This is a genomic window from Nesterenkonia sp. AN1 (assembly GCF_000582475.1).
Lineage (GTDB): Bacteria > Actinomycetota > Actinomycetes > Actinomycetales > Micrococcaceae > Nesterenkonia > Nesterenkonia aurantiaca.
Window position 1 is genome coordinate 1 of the sequence record NZ_JEMO01000025.1, and the last position, 22,081, is coordinate 22,081.

Genomic DNA, 22,081 nt, shown 5'->3' on the forward strand with positions numbered 1-22,081 from the left:
CAGATCCTGTACCGCCGGAGCGCGCCGGGCGTCCCAGACTCCCGTGCTGGGTCCAGCGGTCGCTGTCCGGCCGCGCTCCTTCTGGGCGTGATCGCGGCGGGGCGGCCCTGGTCCAGGAACAGCACCTGGTCACAGGTGGCGGTGAGGTCGTCGTGCTGGTGTCCGGTGAGCAGCACCGCGCCCCCGGCGTCACGGAACGCGCGCAGGGACCGGGCCAGGCGCCGTCGTGCGCCGGCATCCAGGGCCTGTGAGGGCTGATCCAGCACCAGCACGCTCGGGCGCAGGGTGAGCAGCCCGGACAGCGCGGTGAGCTGGCGTTCCCCGCCGGAGAGCGTGTCCAGGGCCCGCTCAGCCAGGCCTGCGAGGCCCAGCTCCTGCAGGCCGGCCTCGGCGCGCTCCAGGCACTCTGGCAGCGGCAGCCCCAGCAGCCGCCCGGGAAGCGCAGCCTCTTCGCGGACCGTGCGGGTCAACCCGGTGAGCTGGGCCTCTGGGTCATCGCCGAGCATGCCCGCGCGGTGATCACCGCGCAGCGCGCGCACCCCGGTGCTGTGCCCGTGTTCCCCGAGCAGCCCGGCGGCAGCGCGAGCCAGGGTGGAGGTGCCCGCGCCCTGAGGCCCGAGCACCGCCAGGGCGTCCCCGGGGTGAAGTGTGAGGTCCACGCCTTCCAGGGCGGGGGTCTCGGCGCCGCGGTACCGGAAGCCGAACTCGGACAGGCGCAGCAACGGCAGCCGTGAGGAGGTGAGGTCAGGCATCGAAGGCTCTCAGGAGGTCGGTGGCCGAGGGCAGCGGCAGCAGCCCGGCCAGCGAGGCGCCCACCGCGAGCACCGACCCGAGGACGGCGCCCCAGCGCAGACCGCGCTGGCCCGCGCCTGCGGGATAGAACTGGGCCGGGGTGGGGTGCGAGGACTGGCCGAATCCGCGCTGGGTCAGGGCGTCATGGCGCTGATCCAGCTGGGTGATCGCGGTGACCAGCAGACCGGTGAGTACGCCGGTGAGCAGGCGCAGGCGCACCGAGAGCCGGTCGGTGTCCCAGCCGCGGGCAGAGCGGGCGGCCAATGCGGCGCGGACCCGATGCTGGGCCAGCGGGATCAGGCTCATCGCGGCGGCACACACGTAGGCCAGGGACAGCGGCAGCCGCAGCGTGAGCAGGCCGTCGAAGGCGCGCGAAGGATCCGATCCGAACGCGAACAGCGCGCAGACCGCGACCATGGCGGCCACCCGCAGCCAGAGCTGGATAGCCAGGGCGAGGCCCTCCACGGTGACTGCCGCGGGGCCGAACTCGGTGAGGACCTCGGCCTGCTCGCCGGGGTAGAAGAGTCCCTGGATGATGCCGACCATGATCAGCATGGGCCCGGCCAGCACCACCAGGGTCAGCGCCCAGCTGCGGAAGCGGACTCGGGGAGAGGCCGCCGCCCCGACCGCCGCGGCGATGAGCACGGCGGCCGGGATCAGCGGGGAGGGCACTCCGTAGACGAGCAGCAGCGCGCAGCCGAGCAGGACCAGCTCAGTGGCTGGGTGCAGCCGCATGCGAGGATCCTGCGGTGTGCGGGGTCCCACGCCTCGCCGCAGTCCGCTTCACGGCGGAGTGCTCGGTGAAGGGGAACCGGCTGCGCAGCCGGTTCGGGAGTGCGGCGATGACGAGGAAGGCCAGCGCGAAGATGATCGCCTTATCGGCGATATCGCTGCCCAGTCCCTGGATGGTGGCGGCGCCGAGCATGGAGGCGCCGGCGCCCTGCAGGGCGGCGACGATGCTGCCGGTGCCGACGCCGAGTCCGCCGCCGTAGATGAACGCGGCCACCGGGGTGGCGATCAGGCCGGTGGGGATGCCGGCCAGGGCTCCGGCGAGGACGGCCCACCAGATGCGGCGGAAGCCACCGAGCCGGGCGGCCCAGCCGGCCGCGGCGCCGATGAACGCAGAGCCGGCGGTGAAGGCGATGACCGTCGGGTTGATCGTCACGCCCCAGATGACGTTGGTGAGGATCCCCGTCAGGGCGCCGGCGGCGGGGCCGGCGATGACACCGACGATCACGGTGCCCAGGGAATCCAGGTAGAGCGGGATCGGGGTCATGGTGCCCACGATCTGGCCGGTGGCGATGTTCAGTGCGATCATCACCGGCATCAGGGCGAGCACGCTGCGCGGGATCCGCGGGAGCGTGCCGGCGGCGATGAGCGCCGCGCCGAGCAGGTAGCCGACCATCACGCCGAGGGTGGTGTGTCCCAGGTCTGCGCCGAGGGTGGCGGGCTGGCTGGTGAGCACCCAGAGATAGGTGCCGACGATGACGGCGGCGCCGGCGGTGAGCGCCAGGACCGACCACAGCGGGGGAGCGGGTCGGAGGTGGTTCCCGGCGCGGTCGGTGTGGCGGGTCTGGGGGGTGCCGGTCTTCTTCGCGCGAGTCTTCGGGGTTTCTCCGGGATCCGCCGCGGCGACGGACCCCTGCCCAGAGTGCGGGTCAGTGTGAGCCATGATGTTGTGGTCCTTGTCTCAAGGTGATGGTCAGGTGTTCCAGGAACGCCTCGGCGTCCAGGCTGCGGATGATCTCTGCATTGGGCACGCGGCCCCAGCGCCCGAGCCAGTCGGCTACGGTCTCGCCACGGGTCAGGGAGCCGAGGAGCTCGACGTCGACCGCTGCCTTCTCAGTCTCGTGCGCCCAGGGAATTATCCCGGCTGCGCCGTGTGGGGACGAATCCTGCTCAGGTTCTGCCGCCGTCTGGTTCCGGGCCCATGCCACGGCGGCGGCGGTGACATAGGGATCGTGGACATGGGCCAGATAGCCGTGACCGTCGGTCTCATGGAACTCGAAGTAGAACCGCAGCGCCTCGGCCAGCTGATCCAGAAAGCCTGACCACGGCTCCGACCGGGGCCGATCAAGCATCTGCTGCAGCCGCTCAGGCGTCAGCGCCACCGCCTCGGTGGCCTCGATCGGGCCGATCACCGGCAGGTGGGTGGATGCACCGAACGCGTCGATCACAGCCTTGGTGGCCTCGGGGTCGTAGCTGACGTTCCACTCCGTGGTGGGCCGGGTGTTGCCCCGGTAGTTGAAGGCCCCGCCCATGATGAAGAGCCGCTTCAGCAGCTGCGGGAGCTGGGGCTCCAGCTGCAGCGCCAGGGCCAGGTTGGTGGCCGGTCCGGTGAGCACCCCGATCAGCTCACCCGGGTATGCCCGGGCCGCTCGGACCCATGCCTGCGCGGCGGGAAGCTCGTCGGCGGTGAACCCGCCGGTGGGCAGGCGCGCGTACCCGGCGCCGGTGTCGCCGTGGGTCTCCTCGGCGTACTCGCTCGCCCCAGCCAGCGGGTGCTCGGCGCCGGGGTGGACACTGAGCTCGGTGCGCCCGGCCAGCTGCAGCCAACCCAGCGTGTTCGTCAGCACCTGGGCGGTGGAGACGTTGCCGCCGCTGGCGGCGATGCCGAGGATCTCGACGTCGTCCTGGCAGAACAGCCAGCCCAGCGCGAGTGCATCGTCGATGCCGGGGTCACAGTCCAGAAAGAGGGGGATCACCTGCACCATTGTGCCGGGTGCGGCGGAATCTCTCGGCGCAACACAGAGCCTTATTCAATTAAGACACACCAACCTTGCGTAACTTAGGGTAGCCTTGGATCAGATCAGTCAGGCTCGCATCGGTGAGCCTCCGATGCGGAAAGAAGGAACACCTCCATGCGCAGAACCTCCCTTGCGGTCACCCTGGGCGCGATCGTCGCGCTGACCGCGACCTCCTGTGGCGACACCACCGAGCCCGCCTCCAACGGTGACGAGACCTCCGCCGAGCAGGAGAGCCTGGTGCTCTACTCGGGACGCAACGAGGAGCTGATCCAGCCGCTGATCGATACCTTCTCCGAGGAGACCGGCATCGAGGTCGACGTCCGCTACGGTGGCACCGCCGAGATGGCCGCGCAGCTGCTGGAAGAGGGCGAGGGCTCCCCGGCCGATGTCTTCCTGGCCCAGGACGCGGGCGCCCTCGGCGCCGTGGCGGAGGAAGGTCTGTTCGATGAGCTCGACGCCGAGCTGCTTGATCAGGTGCCTGAGGCCTACCGTGACGCCGAGGATCGGTGGGTGGGCCTCTCCGGACGAGTCCGCACCCTGATCTACAACACCGACACCGTCGATGAGGCCGACCTGCCCGAGAGCGTGGACGAGCTGACCGGCTCGCAGTACACCGGTCGCGTCGGCGTGGCCCCCACCAACGCGTCCTTCCAGTCCTTCGTGACCGCCCACCGCGAGATCGAGGGCGAGGAGGCGACCCAGACCTTCCTCGACGACCTGGCCGCGAATGATCCGCAGATCCGCGAGGGCAATGGCGAGATCGTCACCGACGTCGCCGACGGGGTCATCGACATGGGCCTGGTGAACCACTACTACCTCTACGGCCGCGCCAAGGAGCTCGGCGAAGACCCCGCGGAGCTCAACGTCGCGAACCACCTCTTCAGCGGCGGAGACGTCGGTTCTCTGATCAACGTGGCGGGAGTCGGCGTGCTGAACTCCGAGAACCCGGCTGCTGCCTCGCTGGCCGAGTTCATGCTCAGCACCGACGGCCAGACCTACTTCGCCGAGGAGACCGCCGAATATCCGATGATCGAAGGCGTGGAGGGACCCGAGGGCATGCCGAGCCTCCAAGAGCTCGACGCCCCCGACATCGACCTCAACCGGCTCGATGACCTGGAGACCTCCGTGGAGATGATCGTCGAATCGGGTCTGGTGGGCTGACCCATCACCGCCCCGGCCCACGCTCCAACGCGCACCGCCGCCCGTTCCCGCTCCGCCGGGAACGGGCGTGTGGCGGTGCCGCTGTGGCTGCGTGCCGCCGCGGTCATCGCCACGCTGGTCGCGATGCTGCCGCTGTTCTACCTGATCATCCGGATGGCCCAGTTCCCGCTCCCGGACTTCCTGGACACGGTGTTCAGTGCGCGCAGCGCCCGGCTGGCCTACACCTCACTGACCCTGACCGGCACGGTCACCGTGCTGTGCCTGATCCTCGGCGTGGGACTCGCCTTCCTGGTCACCCGCACCCAGCTCCCCGGACGGCTGATCCTCGGCGTTGCCGCCGCGCTGCCTCTGGCGGTCCCCAGCTACGTCGCGGCCTTCGGCTGGCAGTCGATGAACGCCCTGATCAACCCGGGCACCAGCTTCGAAGGGTTCCTCGCCGCGGCGATCGTGATCACCTCGGTGACCTACCCGTACATCTACCTGCCGGTGGTCGCCGCGCTGGTCTCGGTGGATCCCGCCCAGGAGGAGGCCGCCCGGGCGCTGGGCCGCGGACCGGTGGACACCTTCTTCAGCGTCACCGTCCGCCAGGCCGCCCCCGCGATCACCGCGGGCACCCTGCTGTGCGCCATCTACGTCATCGCCGACTTCGGGGCCGTCTCGATCCTGCGCGTGGACACCTTCACCCGCGCCGTGTTCACCAGCTTCTCGATGGGCTTCGACCGGCTCGGCGGGGTGGCGCTGTCCTCGGTGCTGCTGGTCTTCACCCTGTGCCTGCTCATCCTCGAAGGACGGGTCCGCCGCACCGGCACGCGCTACTCCACCATGTCCGGGGAGGGGCGAGCCCGCCCCGCCCGGTTCTCGATGGGACGCTTCACGCTGCCGATCATGGCACTGGCCTGGGCCCCGGTGCTCATCGCGCTGGCGGTCCCGCTCTCGGCCCTGCTGGTCTGGAGCGTGCGCGGCGTCTCCCGGCCCGGCTCACTGGGCGAGATCGGCTCGGCGCTGCTGAACTCGCTCTGGGCCGCCGGGCTCGCGGCGCTGGCCACCACGGCGATCGCGATCCCGCTCGCGCTGTGGCTCGCGCGCCGTCCCTCGCGGCTCGCCCGGCTGCTGGAACGCACCGCCTACCTGGCGCACTCGCTGCCCGGCGTGGTGATCGGGCTCTCGGTGGTGATGCTCGGTATCGCGGTGCTGCCGGCGCTGTATCAGACCATGTGGATGCTGACCCTGGCCTACTGCGCGCTGATGCTGCCGCTCGCTCTGGGCCCGGTGCTCGCCTCCGCGCTCTCGGCGCCGCCAGAGCTCGAGGAGGCCGCGCAGTCACTGGGCAGCAGCCCGGGCGCGGGCTACCTGCGGGTGACGCTGCCGCTGATGCTGCCCGGGATCCTCTCCGGTGCGCTGCTGGTGCTGCTGACCACGATCAAGGAGCTTCCGGCCACGCTGATGCTGCGCCCCACCGGCTTCGACACCCTGGCCACCCGGCTGTGGACCTACACCGGCGGTGAGTCCTATGCGGCCGCCGCGCCCTTCGCCGCAATGCTGGTGCTCGTCGCCGCGGTCCCGGCCTGGATGATGATCTCACGACTGCTCAAGGAGGTTCGATGAACGCCACGGACAACGACACCACGATGCTTCAGGTCTCAGGGATCGAGGTGCGATTCGGTGACCAGCGGGTCCTCCATGACATCGACCTCAAGGTCCGAGCAGGGACGACGACGGCGATCGTGGGCCCCTCAGGCTCCGGCAAGACCTCGCTGCTGCGTGTGATCGCGGGATTCCTGGTGCCCGAGCACGGTGAGGTCCGGCTCCACGGCGAGGATGTGACCAGCGTCGCTGCCCACCGGCGCAGCATCGGTCTGGTCGCCCAGGACGGAGCGCTGTTCCCGCACCTCGACGTGGCGGGCAACATTGCCTTCGGACTGCCGCGCGGCACCTCCCGCCGCGAGCGGCACCGCCGAGTCACGGAGCTGCTCGAACTGGTCAGCCTCACTGCGGACCAGGCCTCCCGTCGTCCGGACCAGCTCTCCGGCGGCCAGCGCCAGCGAGTGGCCCTGGCCCGAGCGCTGGCTCGCCAGCCGGAGATGATCCTGCTCGATGAACCGTTCTCGGCCCTGGACGCGGGGCTGCGCGAGAGCACCCGCCAGGCGATCCGCGACATCCTGCGGATCACCGGGACCACGACGATCCTGGTCACCCACGACCAGGACGAGGCGCTCTCCTTCGCCGATCAGGTGGCGGTGCTCAAAGACGGGCGGCTGCGCCAGATCGGTGCGCCCGAAGAGGTCTACACCCGTCCCTGCGACGTGGAGACCGCGCAGTTCCTCGGCGACGCCGTGCTGCTGCCCGGAGCGCTTACGAGCCAGCTCCCAGGCCAGCTCACCGGCAAGGCCGGTGCGGTGTGGGACTCCACCACCCCGCTGGGCAGCGTGAACGTGGAGCTGGTCTGCCCGAACCTGGCCACCGCGCACCTCACGGTGAGCGGGGCTGCGGGTCAGGTGATGCTGCGACCCGAGCAGATCACGCTCAGCGACCAGGGCGTGGCCGGTACCGTGCTCAGCTCCCAGTACTTCGGCCATGACACCACCGCGTTGGTCCAGCTCGAGGGTGTGGAGGCGCCACTGCGACTGCGCCAGCTCAACGCAGTGCCGCTTGCGGCCGGCACCCAGGTCCACCTCGCCGTGCAGGGGTCGGGCGTCTTCTACCCGGCGTTCAGCGATTGCCGCGCTTGCTCCGCGCGGCCCGTGCCGGTGAGCATCGAGACACGGGGCGCAACCCCGATGCCCAGCTTTCTCTGACTGACGCAGCGGCTCAGCGGAGTATGCCGGGCTTCCGAACGGCTGCCACGACGCTGTGCCCGATGGTGCTCACAGAGGCTGTGCCACTGCTCGAATGGGTGACCCGTCCATGCCTGAGAGCCGCAGCGGGAGCCCTACGAAAGTGACGCGAGCGGGCAGCTGTGTGAGTTCCCTCAGGTTCTCGACGATCAGTCGCTTGCTGCCAAGCACGATGTCGTGCACAGGCAGGCCCTGATCGGCAGCGCGGGTGGAGTCGGGATTCAACGTGTCGACTCCGATCACGCGGGCCCCTACCTCCAGCAGGCGCTCGGCGAGCTGGGGCTCCAGAACCGGGTGATCTCGATACAGCTCGGAGCCCCAGTGCCGATCCCACCCAGTTGCCACCAGGACGATCCGAGCGTCTCCAAGGCCATCGGCGAACTGCTCCTCCACACTCTCAAGAGTCACGGTGGCCCCAGGGTTCAACGCCCCGGCGCGAAGCACGATCGCCTCTCCGATGAGATCCTGGACATCGATGGCATCAACTGTGTGACCGCCGGGAATGACATGGGAGGGAGCATCGACGTGGGTGCCGGAGTGCGTACCCAGGTGCAAGGAGTGCACCTCGAATCCATCGACGGAGACTGTCGCGGCAGGCTGGATCGACACCTGTGGGTCGCCGGGAAACACCGGCATCCCTGAAAGCACCTCATGAGACAGATCAACCCACCGCGCCATGTCCTATCTCCTACTTCGTCGTCGTGAGTTCGAGCTGGTCTGCGAGGTGCTGCGATTCGACGCCCTGGGGTTCAGAGATTCCCGCGATCCTGGTCCACAGCCAGTAGAACAAGCCCGAGAACAGCACTGTCGGGAGGGCGGCCCCGACGGGTGAGAACCAGACGGTCGTCAGGAGCGTGTACAAGCCTGCGCCGGTCGCCCAGACCAGGATCGCGCCGATGTTCCAGCCACCGGTGAACCAATACTTCCCACCCTTGTGATTCAGAATCTCACGGTGGTAGCTGCGTCGACGAGCCAAGTAGTAATCGACGATCATCACAGCGAAGACTGGGATGAACAGCGCGCCGATCGTTGCCAAGAAGTTCGTGAACTGGTCGAGCAGCCCGAGCCAGGTAGAGCCGATCACCGCGACTACGCCGAGCCCGAGCGCGGTCGGCAGGAACGGCAGCGGCCGGCGACGGGGAAAAGCATGCTGCAGCGAGAGGGTCATGCCATACATGACCATCGTGTTCGTCGCCATGACGGACAGGAACATCACCGCAGCCAGGGGTGCTCCGAATGCCATGATGATCACGGTCGGGTCAAACGCGATAGCCTCGTCGCCTTCGAGCAGGACGTAGGAGATCGCAGTGGCGCCGAGCGTCATCGCGAGAATCGTCGAGGTGGTGTATCCGATGGCTGCGCCTGTTGCTCCGGCGCGGACGCTGCGAGCCGTGCGGGTCAGGTCCGCGCTGAGCACCGTCCAGGAGATCGCGGTGGCAAACACGATGTCGAATACCAGCGCGCCGTCCATTCCCAGTGCGGGATCGATCGCGATGGCGAAATACTCGGCCGGGGGGTGCGTCGAGAAGGCGACGGCGAAGACATAGGCGATGATGCTCACAATGACGAGCCCGAAGAGCGGTTCAATGCGGGAGATCCCGACGTGGCCGAAGATGGCAAGGAACACGACGAACGCCTGACACAGCGCTGCGAACAGGATCGGGTTGGAGTACCCGGTCCACGAGTGGATGAGGTAGTCGACCGAGATTCCGGCGAGCATGGCCTGCACCCAGGACCAACCCATCAGGATGACCAGGTTCGACAGCGAGGGAACGATCGAACCGCGCAGCCCGAAGGATCCCTTGGTCAGTGCCATGGTCGAGAGGCCGGTGCGAACACCCATGACCGCGACCAGGGTGAGCACGCCGGCGCCGAGAACGGTGCCGCAGACGATCCAGAGCAGAGAATCGCCGAACGAGATGCCTGGGACGAACAGTGTGCCGGTGAGCAGGGTCGTGACGACGAGGTTTGCGGCCAGCCAGATCAGCATGATTCGACCGCCGCCGAGGGTGCCCCGAAGTGGCACCTGTTCTTCTTCTGCGTCTGCGGTCAACGTTGCGTTCTTCGGGGAGCTGTTCACAGGGCAGTACCTTCCTCGGTGACCGAGGAAAGGTGCTCATGGACGGCGAGCAGCCCCTCCTGGGATTTTTCAAAGACTATGGTTTCGCGTTCGCGGTATGTCTGCGGTTCACCGTCGACGATCGCGGTCGTCTCCAGCACGTGCCAGAAGACGCCGCCTTCGGCGAGGATCCGGACTCCAGATTCCAGCGTGCGACACGAGACGACCCGCCAGCCCGACTCCTGGAGCTTGCCCCACGCAGAGTGCCAGCTCGCACGGTCAGCATGAACGGTATCGTCGGGAGCAAATATGAACGTGCAGGTGGGTGAGAAGCGGCTGAAGTAATCGTTTTCATCATTACGTTCGAATGCCCGCACTATCGCTTCTGCGGCCGACGAGATGTGGTGTGGAAGTATTTCAGTCATCGGATCCAACCCTTCAGTGCGACACCTCGACTCCGCTGTGGGTCGATTGATGTGACGCTCGATACAGGGGTCAGCATGCAACAAGAGTTGTACATGAGTCAACATTGTTCCGCTGCCCGATACGCTGGGGTCTCGGATCGACGAGAAAGAGGATGAATGCGAAACGTCAATCCCGCCGCAAATGACTCACCACCTCCCGTCGGCGCGAAGCTGCGTGCCGCTCGACAGGCTCAGCGACTCACGCTTGACGTCGTGGCCCAGCACTCGAATCTCACCAAGGGTTACATCTCCCGTGTGGAGCGAGATGACACGTCGCCGAGCGTCGCGTCGCTGATGTCCATATGCCAGGTGCTGGGATTATCGCTGGGCCAGCTCTTTGAGGAGCCGGACAGTGCAATCGTGCGCCTCGACGATGCACCGTTGATCAATCTGGGCGGAATCGGGGCAGTCGAGCACATGGTCACACCGCGCGGCCAGTCTCAGGTGCAGGTGATCCACTCGGAGATCGCAAGCGGAGCTCACGGCGGTGAGAATCTCTACACGATCAACTGCAAAGTCGAATCGCTGCACATCATCCGCGGAGAGCTGCATATTCGCTTCGCTGCGTCGAGTGAGGTGCTCTATGCCGGGGATACCATCACGTTTCCAGGCAATGAGCCGCATAGCTGGTGGGCACCCGTGGAGAGTGCCGCGCTCTGGGTGCTCGTGCCTGCGCCGTGGAGCGGGTTGGTCTGATCCCTTGCCGCTGAGGCTGTCTGCTCTTTCGCCTAGGGTGTCTAATAGAGTACAAATATTCTCTATAACTATTCCTGGCCCGGAAGTGGCGAGAGATCGGATGTACCCATGTCAGCGACGGAGTATGTGAAGTTCAGCTCGGGGAACGTCGGCCCCGCCGATGCGAGCAAGTCGCCCAGGTTCGCGGGAATCGCGACTTTTGCTCGGCTTCCCAGGGCAGAGGAGGTGGACCACGTCGATATCGCGGTTCTGGGTGTGCCCTTCGACTCTGGAGTGAGCTACCGTCCTGGCGCGCGGTTCGGTCCGGCGCACGTGCGTGAGGCGTCGCGGCTTCTGCGTCCGTACAATCCTGCCGCCGACATCTCCCCCTTTGCCGAGGTGCAGGTAGCCGATGCTGGTGACATCTCGGTGAATCCGTTCAGCCTCGACGAGGCTGTCCTCGATATAGAGCGCGCCGCCGACGAGCTTCGGGCCGGGGGCACGCGGATCCTGGCGATCGGCGGGGACCACACGCTCGCTCTTCCGATGCTTCGCTCAGTCGCGAAGACGCACGGCCCTGTGGCTGTGGTGCACTTCGATGCACACCTCGACACCTGGGACACCTACTTCGGTGCGCCCGTCACCCACGGCACGCCGTTCCGGAGGGCATCCGAGGAGGGCCTCATCGACATGGAGGCCAGCCTGCACGTCGGGATCCGCGGTCCGCTCTACGGCAAAGAGGATCTTCGAGACGACGAGCGTCTGGGATTCGCCATCATATCCACGCACGACATCGAGGTCGAAGGCGTCGAAGCGGCGATCGAGCGGATGCATCGTCGCATCGGTGATCGACCGGTATATCTGTCGATCGACATCGACGTGCTTGATCCTGCGCATGCTCCGGGCACCGGCACCCCTGAAGCTGGGGGTATGACAAGTCGGGAGCTGCTTCGGATGCTGCGGGCCTTCTCGAACACGAGGCTCGTCGGTGCCGACGTCGTGGAGGTGTCGCCCCCCTACGACCACGCTCAGCTCACGGCCGTCGCGGGCTCTCATGTCGCCTACGAGGTGATCTCTGCCATGGCCGCGCAACGATGATGTGTCGAGCAGCAGTCTGACCGGCGTCCGGTTCTGACTGCCACGAATGAGCGAGAACCCCGCTTCGCGAGCTGAAAACTAGGAGACGATCCATGACACCATCGCACACTTACCACGTCACGAATCCTGCGACGGGGGGAAACGCTGGAAAGCTTTCCAGCCGCAACCCCCGAGGAGGTGGAGGCCGTCCTGGCCGCGGCGACAGAAGCCTTTGCGGAGTGGAAGAGAACCTCCCTGGAGAGTCGAACGAGGACAGCCCTTCGGATCTCGGAGCTGTTTGCTGAGCGAATCGATGAACTGGCGCGGACGATCAGCATCGAGATGGGGAAGCCGCTGAGCGAGTCCGAAGAAGAAGTCGAGTTCGCATCCGCCATCTTCGCGTACTACGCGGAGAAGGCGGCCGAGCTCACCGCCGACCGGGAGATAGAAAGCTATTCAGGCGGACGAGCCGTCATCGAGCACCTGCCGATCGGTCCGTTGCTGGGGATCATGCCCTGGAACTTCCCGTACTACCAGGTCGCCCGTTTCGTCGCGCCCAACCTGATCCTGGGAAACCCGATCATCCTCAAGCACGCGGAGTCGTGTCCCCGCTCAGCCCTCGCCATCGAGCAGATTCTGCACGACGCGGGCGTGCCAGTCGGCGTGTACACCAACATCTTCGCCACTCACGAGCAGGTCGCGACGATGATCGCTGATCCGCGACTGCGCGGCATCTCGCTCACCGGATCTGAGCGCGCCGGAGCGGCTGTCGCCGAACAGGCCGGAGCCCATCTGAAGAAGGTCGTGCTCGAGCTTGGAGGTTCGGACCCCTACATCGTGCTGGACGCCGAGGATGTGGCAGCTGCCGCTGACACCGCATGGGAGACCCGCGTGTACAACATGGGTCAGGCGTGTAACTCTAACAAGCGGATCATCGTCCACGAGGACATCTACGATGTGTTCGTCCAGCAGCTGACGGTGCGCGCTGCGGGCCTGCGGCCCGGAGACCCCTTGGCCCTGACTTCGGAGACGTATTCGCCGATGTCTTCGCGGGGCGCTGTGCGCCTCCTGAAGGAGCAGGTCGATGACGCCGTTTCCAAAGGTGCGCGGCTGCATGCAGGCGGAGAGACCTCCGGCTCCTCGGGGTTCTACTATTCTCCCGCAGTGCTGACGGGGGTCACGCCGGAGATGCGCGCCTATAGCGAAGAACTCTTCGGCCCAGTCGCCGTGGTCTACAAGTGCAGAAGCGACGAGGAAGCGATCCGACTTGCCAACGAGAGTCAGTATGGCCTGGGGGGTGCGGTCTTCTCCGTGGACACCGAGCGTGCGGCGGCAGTCGCCTCTCAGCTTGAGGTGGGGATGGCCAGTGTCAACACGCCCGCCGCGGAAGGTCCGGAGATGCCATTCGGGGGCGTGAAGAACTCTGGCTACGGCCGCGAGCTCGGACCGCTCGGTATGGACGAGTTCGTCAACAAGCGACTTCTCTACATCGCGGATTGAGCGTCGGGGGCGGCTGGGCGCTGCGGTTTCTGATGCCAGCAGTCACAGGGGCTGTGCCCACGGATGGCCAAGGGGAGCTCACGGTTTCGTCTCAGGGTTCTTCTTCAGTGGTCAGCGCTGGGCTTTGCCCGCCTGTCCGTGAGCCGACCTTGATGATGTGATCGGCGATCGCGGAGATGGCGAGCTGCAGTCCACGGAGACTGCGGCCTGCGTCGTCGCCATGGTGAGAGGCGCGGAAAAGCGTTGGTACGTGGACTTCCCCCGGCTGCCAGAGGGGAACTGGGGCCATCGAGTCAAGTGCCGATCCGAGGACTACGATGTCGATCAGAGTGAGCACATCGACTTGTTCATGTTCCTGGATCCCAGCCTCTGCCATGAGGGCAAAGGCCGCCTCGTAGAGTTTCAGCGTCAGGTCGTCGTCTACGGGTTCGCGAACCAGTAATGGGAGCGCCTCAGGGAACAGCGCCATGGATGCACTGTATGCCTCGACCCATTCTGTGAATCGATCACGCCAAGATCGGTCTTGAACTGAGAACCGAGTGAGGTCTATGCGTTCGTAGAGCATTGCCCGCATCAAATGGATGATTTCGTTCTTCCCGCCTTTGACGTGGTGGTACAAAGACGACGGATGGACGCCCAATTCTCTGGCGATCGCTGGGATCGTGAAGTCGTTTTCGCGCTCAGCTACGCTAAGGGCTGCCTCGGCGATGATGCGTCTGGAAAGGATCTTCCGTCTGGGGCGCGGCATGATGACGATGATGGGTCGGTCAGAAGACGATGACGGAGCGCCCGTAAGCGCCAGTGCGGAGAGCCTCGAACGCTGTGTCCACTTCTTCGAGTGGAACCCGTCGCTTGATGAGCCGATCCACTGGCAGTTTGCCACTCAGATAGAGGGATGCCAGCAGGGGGAAGTCACGACGCGGAACTGTTGATCCGTAATTGGAACCGACGAGGCGTTGTCCATGCTCTGCGAGAGCCAGCGCATCGATGGGCACCGGGTGTTCTCCTGACGGCAGGCCAACGACCACTGCGGTGCCCCCGCGTTTCAGGTAGCCGGGCATCTCTGCGATAGAAGCTGGCCGTCCGATAGCTTCGAATGCGAAGTCTGCTCCCATATCGGTCACTTCTTTGACATGTCTGGCTGTATCGCTGTTCGCCTTGAAAGTGTGTGTGGCTCCAAAAGATCGTGCCAGCTCGAGCGCTTCGTCAGTGACGTCGATGGCGATAATCGGTGTCGCTCCGGCGAGGTGGAGACTCATGATGATGCTCAGTCCGACGCCGCCAGCACCGATGACGACTGCGGAGCGGCCAGGGGGTACCGCCGCGTCGTTAACGACAGCGCCGAAACCCGTAGCCACCGAGCAGCCGATCAAGCAGGCCACGTCGAACGGTACTTCCCGAGGGACCGCGATGGCTGCCTGCTCGGGCACCAGGGTGTATTCGCTCATCGACCCTATGCCCAGATATGGATACACCGTCTCGTCCTCTCGGGTCATGGCAGAAGTGCCGTTGGGGAGAAGGCCGGTCTCAGAGTGTGACCCCGTACATACCCATGTCTTGCCTTCGGCGCATGCCTGACATTTCAGGCAAGGAGCGAACCAGGCAAGGATCACGTGGTCTCCGGGGGTGACCGAAGTGACGCCCGCACCGACAGAAACGGCTACGCCGGCGCCCTCGTGGCCCATGACAGTCGGCGAGGGCATTTTCCACTCGCCGTCGAGGACGTGTCGGTCCGAGCCGCACACTCCTGAGGCTCCCATGCGTATGAGGACTTCACCCTCGCCGGGATCTTTGACCCTCAGATCAACGATGTCGATATTTGGTGTGCGTGTGTGTAGTGCTGCACGTGAAGGAGTGGACATCATGCCTCCTGAAGGGGGGACGGGCGCGTAGGTCGCCGCCGGTAGAGGAGGTGGAACAGTACGAGGTAAGCGACTGCCGCCACAAGAGCTGCGGGAAGGCTGGCTGTGACGATCGAGAAGACTGCAGCGGTCTCGAGGGTGATTGGGTTGTAGAGCCACAGATAGAACACTGCTCCGATGAGCACTGCTGCGAGGCCCGCCCAGTTGACACCCCCGGCGAAGGCGTATAGCTGGCCGCGGTTGGCCAGGTGCAGCTGCCGCAAATCGATGCTCTGCCGCCGGAGGAAGAAGTAGTCCGTGAGGGCAACACCGCAGATCGACGTCAAGAAGGCACCGGAGAGTAGAACGAAAGTCATGAACTGCTCGTACATGAATTGCGGGAAGAAGGACATGATCGCAGGCAGGATGAAGAATGCCGCTGTCAGCAACTTCCACGGCACGCGGGCCAGTAGGCGGCCGGAGGACTGGCGCAGGGCCAAGATTGTTGAATAGACAATCGAGGACATCGAGGTGATGTTGGCGAAGGCGATGAACGCCAACACCGCCACGCCCAGAACGGGTCCTCCGAATGGGACCATCCAGATGGTTGGGTCAGAATCGCCGATGGTCAGTGCTGCAGCCATGCCAACGACCTGTGCAATGAGCGTCGCTACCAACAGGCCCCCATAGGCCGGCCAGAGTGCGGCCTTGCGGTGGCGAGTCATGCGACTCAGCGAACCCATCACGGGGTACCAGGAGACTCCGACGCCAACGTTGAATTCGACGGCGACCATGAAGTTGAGCGTTTCATCGTCGAAAGGCGCCAACGGTGCGGCGGAGAGCAGAGTGTCCCAGGATGTAGCGCTGACCAGTACGATCATCATGGCGATTGTGATGATGACGAGGCCTGGAGCGACGATCTTGTTGAGTCGCCCGATGACAACTGGACCTCGGGAGAGGACGAACCAGGAGATCAGGATTGCCGCTAGCGCGCCTACGGTGACAATCGGCCCGTATTGGTTCATCTCTGCCCCAGTGATGGAGCCGGCTACTTCATTGGTCGCACGTCCCGCCATGACCGCGAGCAGTGAAGACCACCCCATCTCGGTGATCAAGATGATGGTGAAGACGATGGCTCCGACGCCGACGACCCCGAAAGCCCCGCGCAGAAGTGTGTACTGCTCCGTGCCGTACCGCTGGGAAGCGGGGACTGCGGCCAGCACCATGAAGCACAGGCCGATCGCATTGCCGATGAGCATGGCGGCGATGCCGTCTTTGAAGCCCACCAGCAGGGCCGTTGAGCCTCCGACCAAGAACGCCCATGTTGCGATGGCTAGGGCAGTGTTGACCCAAGTGAAATCCCAGCCCGACCATTTTCGTTCGGACTCCAGCAACGGGAATGTGCCGTAGATATGCTCCCGACGAAGTTCCTCGGAATCGACTGGCAAAGCGTCAGCGTGTGCGCCGGGTGTCTTCTTCACAGCGCCATCACTGCCAATCCGATCAGGCAGGCCAGAACGGTCGCGGCCACGTAGACGCCAATGTCCGCGATGGACAAGGGTTGCCGTGCATCCTGGTGGGCTTCTGCCGATTCTACGATCTCGATGCGGCGCTCTAGCTCCTCGGCGATGCTTCTCGGTGTGCCGCTACTTGTCATCGTCTCTACGAAGTTGACCGGCGGTGAAGGTGGCCGTGTCATAGGTGCTCCTTAGGAACAAGGCGGCGCCGCTCGGCGTCGCTTAATCAAACTGCATTTGGTTTAGAATCTTCACATGTGACCTACGTCTCGTCAAGAGGTGCCGGGTGGATTAATGTCAGCTCGATGGCAGGCAGGTTCGAGCGGAATGGGAGGATGGCGAAGTGCCCAAGAAGACGACACCTCAGAGCAGTCCGTGGACATCTTGCGCTGTAGTCGCAGTGGCTCAGGGGGAGGCCTCGATCGGTGACATCGAGGAGAACCTTGCTGTCTTGGAGCGGCTGATCGCCTGCGCGGCGAATGAGGGGGCTGATGTCGTGGTTACGCCTGAGCTCTTTGCGACAGGTTACGATCCAGCCGAAGCCGTGCTTCATGACGGTGAGCGGATCCGTGCTCAGATAGCCGATCTCGCGCGACGCCACCATGTGGCAGTCGTTGGATCGACTATCGAAAGCGGGTGCGTGGGGGGTGAGGCAAAGTACTACATCACCGCGTCGTTCGTAGATGCTTCGGGTCATGAGCTAGCGCGCAGCAGGAAGGCTCACCTATTCGGCCCAATAGAGCAAGGGTGCATCGATACGATGGGGTACGGTTCAGTATTCTCCTGGCGCGGACTCCGCTGTGCTATGGGCACCTGTTACGACATTGAGTTTCCGGAGTTCGTGCGACATGGTGCGCGGTTGGGGGCGCAGGTGTTCTTCGTTCCTACGGCTGTCCCGACGCTGAACTTTCAAGATCCTCACCGTGATGCCGCGTGGAGCTACGACGCAACACAGACCTCCCTGCTGCAGGTTCCTGCGAGGGCACTCGAGAATGGTGTCGTAATTGCTTATGCGAACCATGCGGCACCTGGCTTCACGGCCCACAGCTGCATCGCGACCCCCTACGGCCGCCTGGCTGCGCTCATCGAGGACGGTGAAGGCGTTGCGCTTGCGGAAGTAGATGTTGCGTCCATCGAGCAAGCGCGGTCCGTCAACACCTACCTCCAGGATTTCGAAAGACCCGGATTGCGACCCTGAAGGTGAAGATCCAGAGTCGCGTGAGTCGTCGGACGCGATGACCTGGGCGACCGACCAGGCGACATGCTGCGCGACGGCGCAAAGGCATCGTGTAGGTGCCCACTGCGGGTCCGCGGCTTTGTGCAAGGGCAGAGTTCCTTGCATCATTTCACCGCTGGTCAACATGTGTCTGTGGACATGTCTTCCAGGGTGTCGTCCTCCGGGGCTGGGGCCGTGCTCCGGCCGTATCGGAGCTGGCAGAAGTCGCGCAGCCGCTGCGCCATGTTCAGCAGCATTGCGCTTCCATGGTGATCCCTCCGCCAGGCGGCGTAGAGGTGGAATCGGAGAGCCTGCCCCCGTTCGTCGAGAATCCTCAGGGGGTGCAGAGCGAAGTGTGTGTCGTCCGAGAGGACCGCGACTCCTCGTCCGGCTGCGGCCAGGGCCTGCGCCAGCCTTCCCTGTGAGACTTCAATGGTGTTGCGGGGTGCAAGGTTCGCGAGGTTCAGTGCGGCGTCGAGCATCTGTCGGGATTTCTGCATTGTTGGCACGAGGATCAGCGCCTGTTCACACAGAGACCCGAGGTCGATCGAGTCTCGAGACGCCCATTCGTGTGACCGGGGCACGTAGGCCCAGATGGGAAGTGTGGCAAGCAGAAGTGACGCATGGTCATTGGCCGCTCGCTGTGGCGTGATGATCAGATCGTGATCGGAGCTGTCCTTGGTGATCTCTGGGCTGAGCGCAATCTCGGAGACGTGCGGGGTCGGGTCGTTCTGGGAGAAGGTCGCGACGAATGGGGCAACGATGTCGATCAGGGTGGTCTGCGGCGCACCGATCGTGAGGTTGCGCATGGTGCCTGAGGCGAGCGTCTCGGCGATCATCTCGGCGTGGCTGTGGACGCGCAGCACCTCTCGGCTGACCGAGAGGAACTCTGCGCCCTCTGACGTGAGGATCAGTCGATTGCCCCCGCGGCGGAACAGCTGAAGTCCGAGGTTCTTCTCGAGCTCCCTGATCTGTCGGGAGAGCGCTGGCTGGGTGATGTGCAGGGTCTCTGCGGCCGCTGACACAGTCCCCTCATCAGCGACAGCGGCGAAGTACCTGAGCAGTCTATGGTTCACCTATCCAGCATCCCATGCGCTTAAGGCATGGTTTGTATCAGCACTAGGCATTCGACAGCATGCTCCCGCCTAGGTGACCATCAGATCAATGGTCATCTGACCCCCACCGTGTAAGGAGTGCCCCATGGAACAGACTCGACGCCTCATTACTGAGCTGCCTGGCCCGAAAGCTCGCGCGCTGATGGAGCGGCAGGACGCTGCGGTGGCCCGCGGTGTCTCCACCTTGATGCCCACCTTCGCCGTCCGAGCCCAGGACGGGATCCTTGAGGATGTCGACGGGAACCAGCTCATCGACCTCGGGGCGGGCATCGCCGTCACAAGCGTTGGAGCCAGTGCGCCGAAGGTGGTCGAGGCAGTGCAGCGGCAGGTCGCTGAGTTCACCCACACCTGCTTCATGGTGACCCCCTATGAGGCTACGTGGCCGTGGCCGAGAAGCTCGCGGAGATCACCCCCGTCTCAGGTCCGGTGCGCACCGCACTGTTCAATTCCGGCGCCGAGGCGGTGGAGAATGCGGTCAAGATCGCCAGGGCGTACACCGGGAAGCAGGCCGTCGCGGCCTTCGACCATGCCTACCATGGACGCACCACGCTCACGATGGCGCTCACGGCCAAGTCGATGCCGTACAAGCACAGCTTCGGCCCTTTCGCTCCCGAGATCTACCGGGTGCCGGGCTCCTACCCATACCGGGACCAGCTCGATGGTCATACGGCCGCGGCCCGCGCCATCGCGCAGCTGGAGACGCAGATCCGCGCCGAGAACCTTGCGGCGGTCATCATGGAACCGATCCAGGGTGAGGGCGGATTCATCGTTCCAGCACCCGGGTTCCTGAAGGATATCGTTCAGTGGTGCAACGCGAACGATGTCGTGTTCATCGCGGACGAGATCCAGACGGGATTCGCCCGCACCGGTCGTTGGTTCGCCTCAGAATACGAGGACGTGCAGCCAGACATCATCACCACGGCCAAGGGCATCGCCGGAGGCATGCCGCTCTCGGCGGTCACTGGACGGGCAGAGATCATGGACGCGGCTCACCCTGGGGGTCTCGGGGGAACCTACGGCGGAAACCCCGTCGCATGTGCAGCCGCCCTGGCTGCCATCGAGACGATCGAAGAGGGTCGTCTGGATCAGGAGGCGCTGCGGATTGAGAAGCTGGTCCTCGCGCATCTGGAGGAGATCCAGCGCCAGGACCCCCGCATCGGAGAGATCCGCGGGCGAGGGGCGATGCTTGCCTTTGAACTTGTAGATCCCCAGACTCAGGCACCCGACGCGGCGCTGACCTCCGCGGTCGCGTCCGCGGCGCGCCAAGCGGGTGTCATCGCCCTGACCTGCGGGACCTATGGCAATGTGGTTCGGCTGCTTCCCCCTCTGACCATCAGCGACGAGCTGCTCGAAGAAGGCCTCACAGTCATCACCGACGCGCTCACCGCAGCCTGAGCTCGCCGGTCTCCCCATCCGCCACCTCGCGCCAGGTCCTCCGGCTCGGACGTGCCGTGGCGCCGATCAGAAAGTCTCATAGATGAACAGCTCAGACCAGACCCCGCTCACGCAGGGGGTGCAGGACCGCATAGACGCCTTGCTCGCTGCCACCCCTAAGGGGCTCCTCATCGATGGCGTCTGGGGGGAGTCCTCTGACGGCTCGACCTTCGAGGTGGAGAACCCGGCCACCCAGGAGGTCATCGCGACGATGTCCTCGGCCACCGAAGAAGATGCCCGTGCGGCCATGGACGCGGCTGCCGCGGCCCAGGAACCATGGGCGAGGACCCCGGTCCGGGAGCGGGCGGAGATCCTGCGGCGAGCCTTCGATCTGGTCCAGGAGCGGGCCGAGGAGCTCGCACTGCTGATGACCCTCGAGATGGGCAAGCCTCTGGCCCAGTCCCGGGGGGAGGTCGCCTACGGTGGAGAGTTCCTGCGCTGGTTCTCTGAGGAGGCCGTCCGTGATTATGGCCGATACGCCCAGACCCCCGAGGGCAGTCTGCGCATGCTGGTCACGCGGAAGCCAGTCGGGCCCTGCCTGCTGATCACTCCGTGGAACTTCCCGCTGGCCATGGCGACCCGCAAAGTAGCCCCCGCGGTCGCCGCAGGCTGCACGATGGTTCTGAAGCCCGCTGCGTTGACGCCGCTGACCGCGCAGTATTTCGCTCAGATCATGCTTGATGCAGGACTTCCCGATGGCGTGCTCAACGTCGTCTCGACCAATAATGCCTCAGCAATCTCCGAACCGATCATGCGGGACCCCCGGCTGCGCAAGGTCTCCTTCACCGGCTCCACGCCGGTGGGCAAGCACCTGATGAAGCTGGCTGCCGAGAACGTGCTGAGAACTTCCATGGAGCTCGGCGGCAACGGACCGCTGATCGTCTTCGAGGATGCAGATCTGGACAAGGCCGTCGCAGGGGCGATGGCGGCGAAGATGCGCAATATGGGTGAGGCCTGCACGGCGGCGAACCGCCTGCTGGTCCATGAATCGGTGGCTGATGAGTTCGTCGCCCGGCTCGCTGAGAAGATGTCTGTGCTGACGCTGGGTTCCGGGCTCGAGGACGGTGTCGATGTCGGGCCGCTGATCGATGCCAGGGCTTGCGAATCGATGGAATCGCTCGTGGCCGATGCTGTTGGCGGCGGTGCGCAGGTGGTCACCGGTGGCAGGCGCGCAGAAGGCGCCGGGTACTTCTTCGAACCGACGGTGCTGCGTGACGTCGCCTCGGATGCCCGGGTGCTCCGGGAAGAGATCTTTGGTCCAGTCGCCCCGGTAATCACATTCCGCGATGAAGCCGAAGCGGTGGCTCTGGCCAACAGCACCGAGTACGGCCTGGCCTCTTACGTATTCACCGAGAACATCTCGCGTGGCCTGCGCATCGGAGACCGCGTCGAGTTCGGCCTGATGGGGCTCAACGTGGGCGTGATCTCCAACGCAGCCGCCCCCTTCGGCGGTGTGAAACAGTCCGGACTGGGCCGCGAGGGAGGAGCGGAAGGCATCGCGGAGTACACCAGCACCCAGTACATCGGGGTGGAGAATCCCTGGGGCACTCTCTGAAAGATGCGGGCGGTCTGGCAGCACCGCATCGGGGAAGCTCTGTATCGGCGCCCATAGGTGCCGGCGCCGATTAGCTCCGAAGCCTCGGCCGTAA

At 65.2% G+C, this 22,081-nt stretch carries 20 protein-coding genes and 1 pseudogene; 9 read left to right on the forward strand and 12 right to left on the reverse strand.

Annotation, left to right across the window (positions count from 1 at the left end; genetic code table 11):
- The 4 genes from BG28_RS12790 to BG28_RS12805 form a co-directional block, all read right to left on the reverse strand.
- Positions 1 to 752 (reverse strand): ABC transporter ATP-binding protein (locus BG28_RS12790; protein ID WP_051501445.1); only part of this gene is annotated, 752 nt, incomplete at its 3' end.
- Positions 745 to 1,527, reverse strand: coding sequence for a CbiQ family ECF transporter T component (locus tag BG28_RS12795; protein ID WP_084479729.1), 783 nt, complete (start codon positions 1,525 to 1,527; stop codon positions 745 to 747). The genes BG28_RS12795 and BG28_RS12790, both read right to left, overlap by 8 nt.
- Complete coding sequence (locus BG28_RS12800) at positions 1,505 to 2,464, reverse strand: ECF transporter S component (RefSeq protein WP_200869344.1); 960 nt, start codon at positions 2,462 to 2,464, stop codon at positions 1,505 to 1,507. Before BG28_RS12800 ends, BG28_RS12795 begins: the two co-directional genes overlap by 23 nt.
- Positions 2,451 to 3,506, reverse strand: coding sequence for a nucleoside hydrolase (locus BG28_RS12805; protein WP_036477618.1), 1,056 nt, complete (start codon positions 3,504 to 3,506; stop codon positions 2,451 to 2,453). Before BG28_RS12805 ends, BG28_RS12800 begins: the two co-directional genes overlap by 14 nt.
- Before the next feature lie 147 nt (positions 3,507 to 3,653).
- Here BG28_RS12805 and BG28_RS12810 point away from each other — a divergent pair, with 147 nt between their 5' ends.
- The 3 genes from BG28_RS12810 (at position 3,654) to BG28_RS12820 (ending at position 7,495) form a co-directional block, all read left to right on the forward strand.
- Positions 3,654 to 4,700 carry an iron ABC transporter substrate-binding protein gene (locus BG28_RS12810; RefSeq protein WP_036477621.1) on the forward strand — a complete coding sequence of 349 codons (1,047 nt, stop codon included), beginning with the start codon at positions 3,654 to 3,656 and terminating at the stop codon, positions 4,698 to 4,700.
- A 69-nt stretch (positions 4,701 to 4,769) separates the two neighbouring features.
- Positions 4,770 to 6,305: an iron ABC transporter permease gene (locus tag BG28_RS12815; RefSeq protein WP_036477624.1), complete on the forward strand. Its 1,536-nt coding sequence runs from the start codon at positions 4,770 to 4,772 to the stop codon at positions 6,303 to 6,305.
- Complete coding sequence (locus BG28_RS12820) at positions 6,302 to 7,495, forward strand: ABC transporter ATP-binding protein (RefSeq protein ID WP_084479730.1); 1,194 nt, start codon at positions 6,302 to 6,304, stop codon at positions 7,493 to 7,495. The genes BG28_RS12815 and BG28_RS12820 overlap by 4 nt, the downstream gene beginning before the upstream one ends.
- Before the next feature lie 69 nt (positions 7,496 to 7,564).
- Here the strand turns inward: BG28_RS12820 and BG28_RS12825 are convergent, their stop codons facing one another.
- The 3 genes from BG28_RS12825 to BG28_RS12835 are packed head-to-tail and all read right to left on the reverse strand — an operon-like array spanning position 7,565 to position 10,018.
- Positions 7,565 to 8,212 (reverse strand): cyclase family protein, encoded by a 648-nt coding sequence (locus BG28_RS12825; protein WP_036477627.1) that lies wholly within the window; start codon positions 8,210 to 8,212, stop codon positions 7,565 to 7,567.
- Between the two features lie 10 nt (positions 8,213 to 8,222).
- Positions 8,223 to 9,587 (reverse strand): cytosine permease, encoded by a 1,365-nt coding sequence (locus BG28_RS12830; protein ID WP_036477822.1) that lies wholly within the window; start codon positions 9,585 to 9,587, stop codon positions 8,223 to 8,225.
- Between the two features lie 23 nt (positions 9,588 to 9,610).
- The gene (locus BG28_RS12835; protein WP_036477629.1) at positions 9,611 to 10,018 is read right to left on the reverse strand and encodes a nuclear transport factor 2 family protein; all 408 of its coding nucleotides are present in this window, start codon (positions 10,016 to 10,018) and stop codon (positions 9,611 to 9,613) included.
- 156 nt (positions 10,019 to 10,174) lie between these two features.
- Here BG28_RS12835 and BG28_RS12840 point away from each other — a divergent pair, with 156 nt between their 5' ends.
- The 3 genes from BG28_RS12840 to BG28_RS12850 all read left to right on the forward strand — a co-directional run bounded on the left by BG28_RS12840 (position 10,175) and on the right by BG28_RS12850 (position 13,309).
- On the forward strand, positions 10,175 to 10,753 hold the full coding sequence (locus BG28_RS12840; RefSeq protein ID WP_036477632.1) for a helix-turn-helix domain-containing protein: 579 nt from the start codon (positions 10,175 to 10,177) through the stop codon (positions 10,751 to 10,753).
- 108 nt (positions 10,754 to 10,861) lie between these two features.
- Positions 10,862 to 11,830 (forward strand): agmatinase, encoded by a 969-nt coding sequence (gene speB / locus BG28_RS12845; RefSeq protein WP_051501448.1) that lies wholly within the window; start codon positions 10,862 to 10,864, stop codon positions 11,828 to 11,830.
- Positions 11,831 to 12,007: 177 nt separating this feature from the next.
- A complete protein-coding gene (locus BG28_RS12850) occupies positions 12,008 to 13,309 on the forward strand; it encodes an NAD-dependent succinate-semialdehyde dehydrogenase (RefSeq protein ID WP_369797256.1) in 1,302 nt (433 codons plus the stop codon).
- 91 nt (positions 13,310 to 13,400) lie between these two features.
- Here the strand turns inward: BG28_RS12850 and BG28_RS15110 are convergent, their stop codons facing one another.
- The 4 genes from BG28_RS15110 to BG28_RS12870 are packed head-to-tail and all read right to left on the reverse strand — an operon-like array spanning position 13,401 to position 16,849.
- Positions 13,401 to 14,057 carry a TetR/AcrR family transcriptional regulator gene (locus BG28_RS15110; RefSeq protein WP_084479732.1) on the reverse strand — a complete coding sequence of 219 codons (657 nt, stop codon included), beginning with the start codon at positions 14,055 to 14,057 and terminating at the stop codon, positions 13,401 to 13,403.
- 19 nt (positions 14,058 to 14,076) lie between these two features.
- Complete coding sequence (locus BG28_RS16520) at positions 14,077 to 15,174, reverse strand: alcohol dehydrogenase catalytic domain-containing protein (protein WP_084479733.1); 1,098 nt, start codon at positions 15,172 to 15,174, stop codon at positions 14,077 to 14,079.
- Entirely contained in the window at positions 15,171 to 16,631 is a 1,461-nt protein-coding gene (locus BG28_RS12865; protein WP_036477641.1) for a cytosine permease, read from the reverse strand. The genes BG28_RS16520 and BG28_RS12865 overlap by 4 nt, the downstream gene beginning before the upstream one ends.
- The gene (locus BG28_RS12870) at positions 16,628 to 16,849 is read right to left on the reverse strand and encodes a hypothetical protein (RefSeq protein ID WP_036477644.1); all 222 of its coding nucleotides are present in this window, start codon (positions 16,847 to 16,849) and stop codon (positions 16,628 to 16,630) included. The genes BG28_RS12865 and BG28_RS12870 overlap by 4 nt, the downstream gene beginning before the upstream one ends.
- A 161-nt stretch (positions 16,850 to 17,010) precedes the next feature.
- On the opposite strand from BG28_RS12870, the gene BG28_RS12875 reads away from it, so the two are divergent.
- On the forward strand, positions 17,011 to 17,865 hold the full coding sequence (locus BG28_RS12875) for a nitrilase-related carbon-nitrogen hydrolase (RefSeq protein WP_084479734.1): 855 nt from the start codon (positions 17,011 to 17,013) through the stop codon (positions 17,863 to 17,865).
- A 158-nt stretch (positions 17,866 to 18,023) separates the two neighbouring features.
- Here the strand turns inward: BG28_RS12875 and BG28_RS12880 are convergent, their stop codons facing one another.
- Positions 18,024 to 18,959 (reverse strand): LysR family transcriptional regulator, encoded by a 936-nt coding sequence (locus tag BG28_RS12880; protein WP_036477649.1) that lies wholly within the window; start codon positions 18,957 to 18,959, stop codon positions 18,024 to 18,026.
- A gap of 124 nt (positions 18,960 to 19,083) precedes the next feature.
- Between BG28_RS12880 and gabT the strand changes: the two are divergent.
- Positions 19,084 to 20,393: pseudogene (gene gabT, locus BG28_RS12885) on the forward strand (4-aminobutyrate--2-oxoglutarate transaminase).
- A gap of 82 nt (positions 20,394 to 20,475) precedes the next feature.
- On the forward strand, positions 20,476 to 21,987 hold the full coding sequence (locus tag BG28_RS12890; RefSeq protein WP_051501450.1) for an NAD-dependent succinate-semialdehyde dehydrogenase: 1,512 nt from the start codon (positions 20,476 to 20,478) through the stop codon (positions 21,985 to 21,987).
- The last annotated feature ends 94 nt before the right edge of the window (positions 21,988 to 22,081 follow it).

Coding starts and splice junctions, on each gene's coding strand:
- BG28_RS12890 (WP_051501450.1), top strand. CDS start 20,476: ATGAACAGCTCAGACCAGACCCCGCTCACGCAGGGGGTGCAGGACCGC.
- BG28_RS12810 (WP_036477621.1), top strand. CDS start 3,654: ATGCGCAGAACCTCCCTTGCGGTCACCCTGGGCGCGATCGTCGCGCTG.
- BG28_RS12805 (WP_036477618.1), bottom strand. CDS start 3,506: ATGGTGCAGGTGATCCCCCTCTTTCTGGACTGTGACCCCGGCATCGAC.
- BG28_RS16520 (WP_084479733.1), bottom strand. CDS start 15,174: ATGATGTCCACTCCTTCACGTGCAGCACTACACACACGCACACCAAAT.
- BG28_RS12795 (WP_084479729.1), bottom strand. CDS start 1,527: ATGCGGCTGCACCCAGCCACTGAGCTGGTCCTGCTCGGCTGCGCGCTG.
- BG28_RS12800 (WP_200869344.1), bottom strand. CDS start 2,464: ATGGCTCACACTGACCCGCACTCTGGGCAGGGGTCCGTCGCCGCGGCG.
- BG28_RS15110 (WP_084479732.1), bottom strand. CDS start 14,057: ATGCCGCGCCCCAGACGGAAGATCCTTTCCAGACGCATCATCGCCGAG.
- BG28_RS12870 (WP_036477644.1), bottom strand. CDS start 16,849: ATGACACGGCCACCTTCACCGCCGGTCAACTTCGTAGAGACGATGACA.
- BG28_RS12840 (WP_036477632.1), top strand. CDS start 10,175: ATGCGAAACGTCAATCCCGCCGCAAATGACTCACCACCTCCCGTCGGC.
- speB (WP_051501448.1), top strand. CDS start 10,862: ATGTCAGCGACGGAGTATGTGAAGTTCAGCTCGGGGAACGTCGGCCCC.
- BG28_RS12835 (WP_036477629.1), bottom strand. CDS start 10,018: ATGACTGAAATACTTCCACACCACATCTCGTCGGCCGCAGAAGCGATA.
- BG28_RS12825 (WP_036477627.1), bottom strand. CDS start 8,212: ATGGCGCGGTGGGTTGATCTGTCTCATGAGGTGCTTTCAGGGATGCCG.
- BG28_RS12820 (WP_084479730.1), top strand. CDS start 6,302: ATGAACGCCACGGACAACGACACCACGATGCTTCAGGTCTCAGGGATC.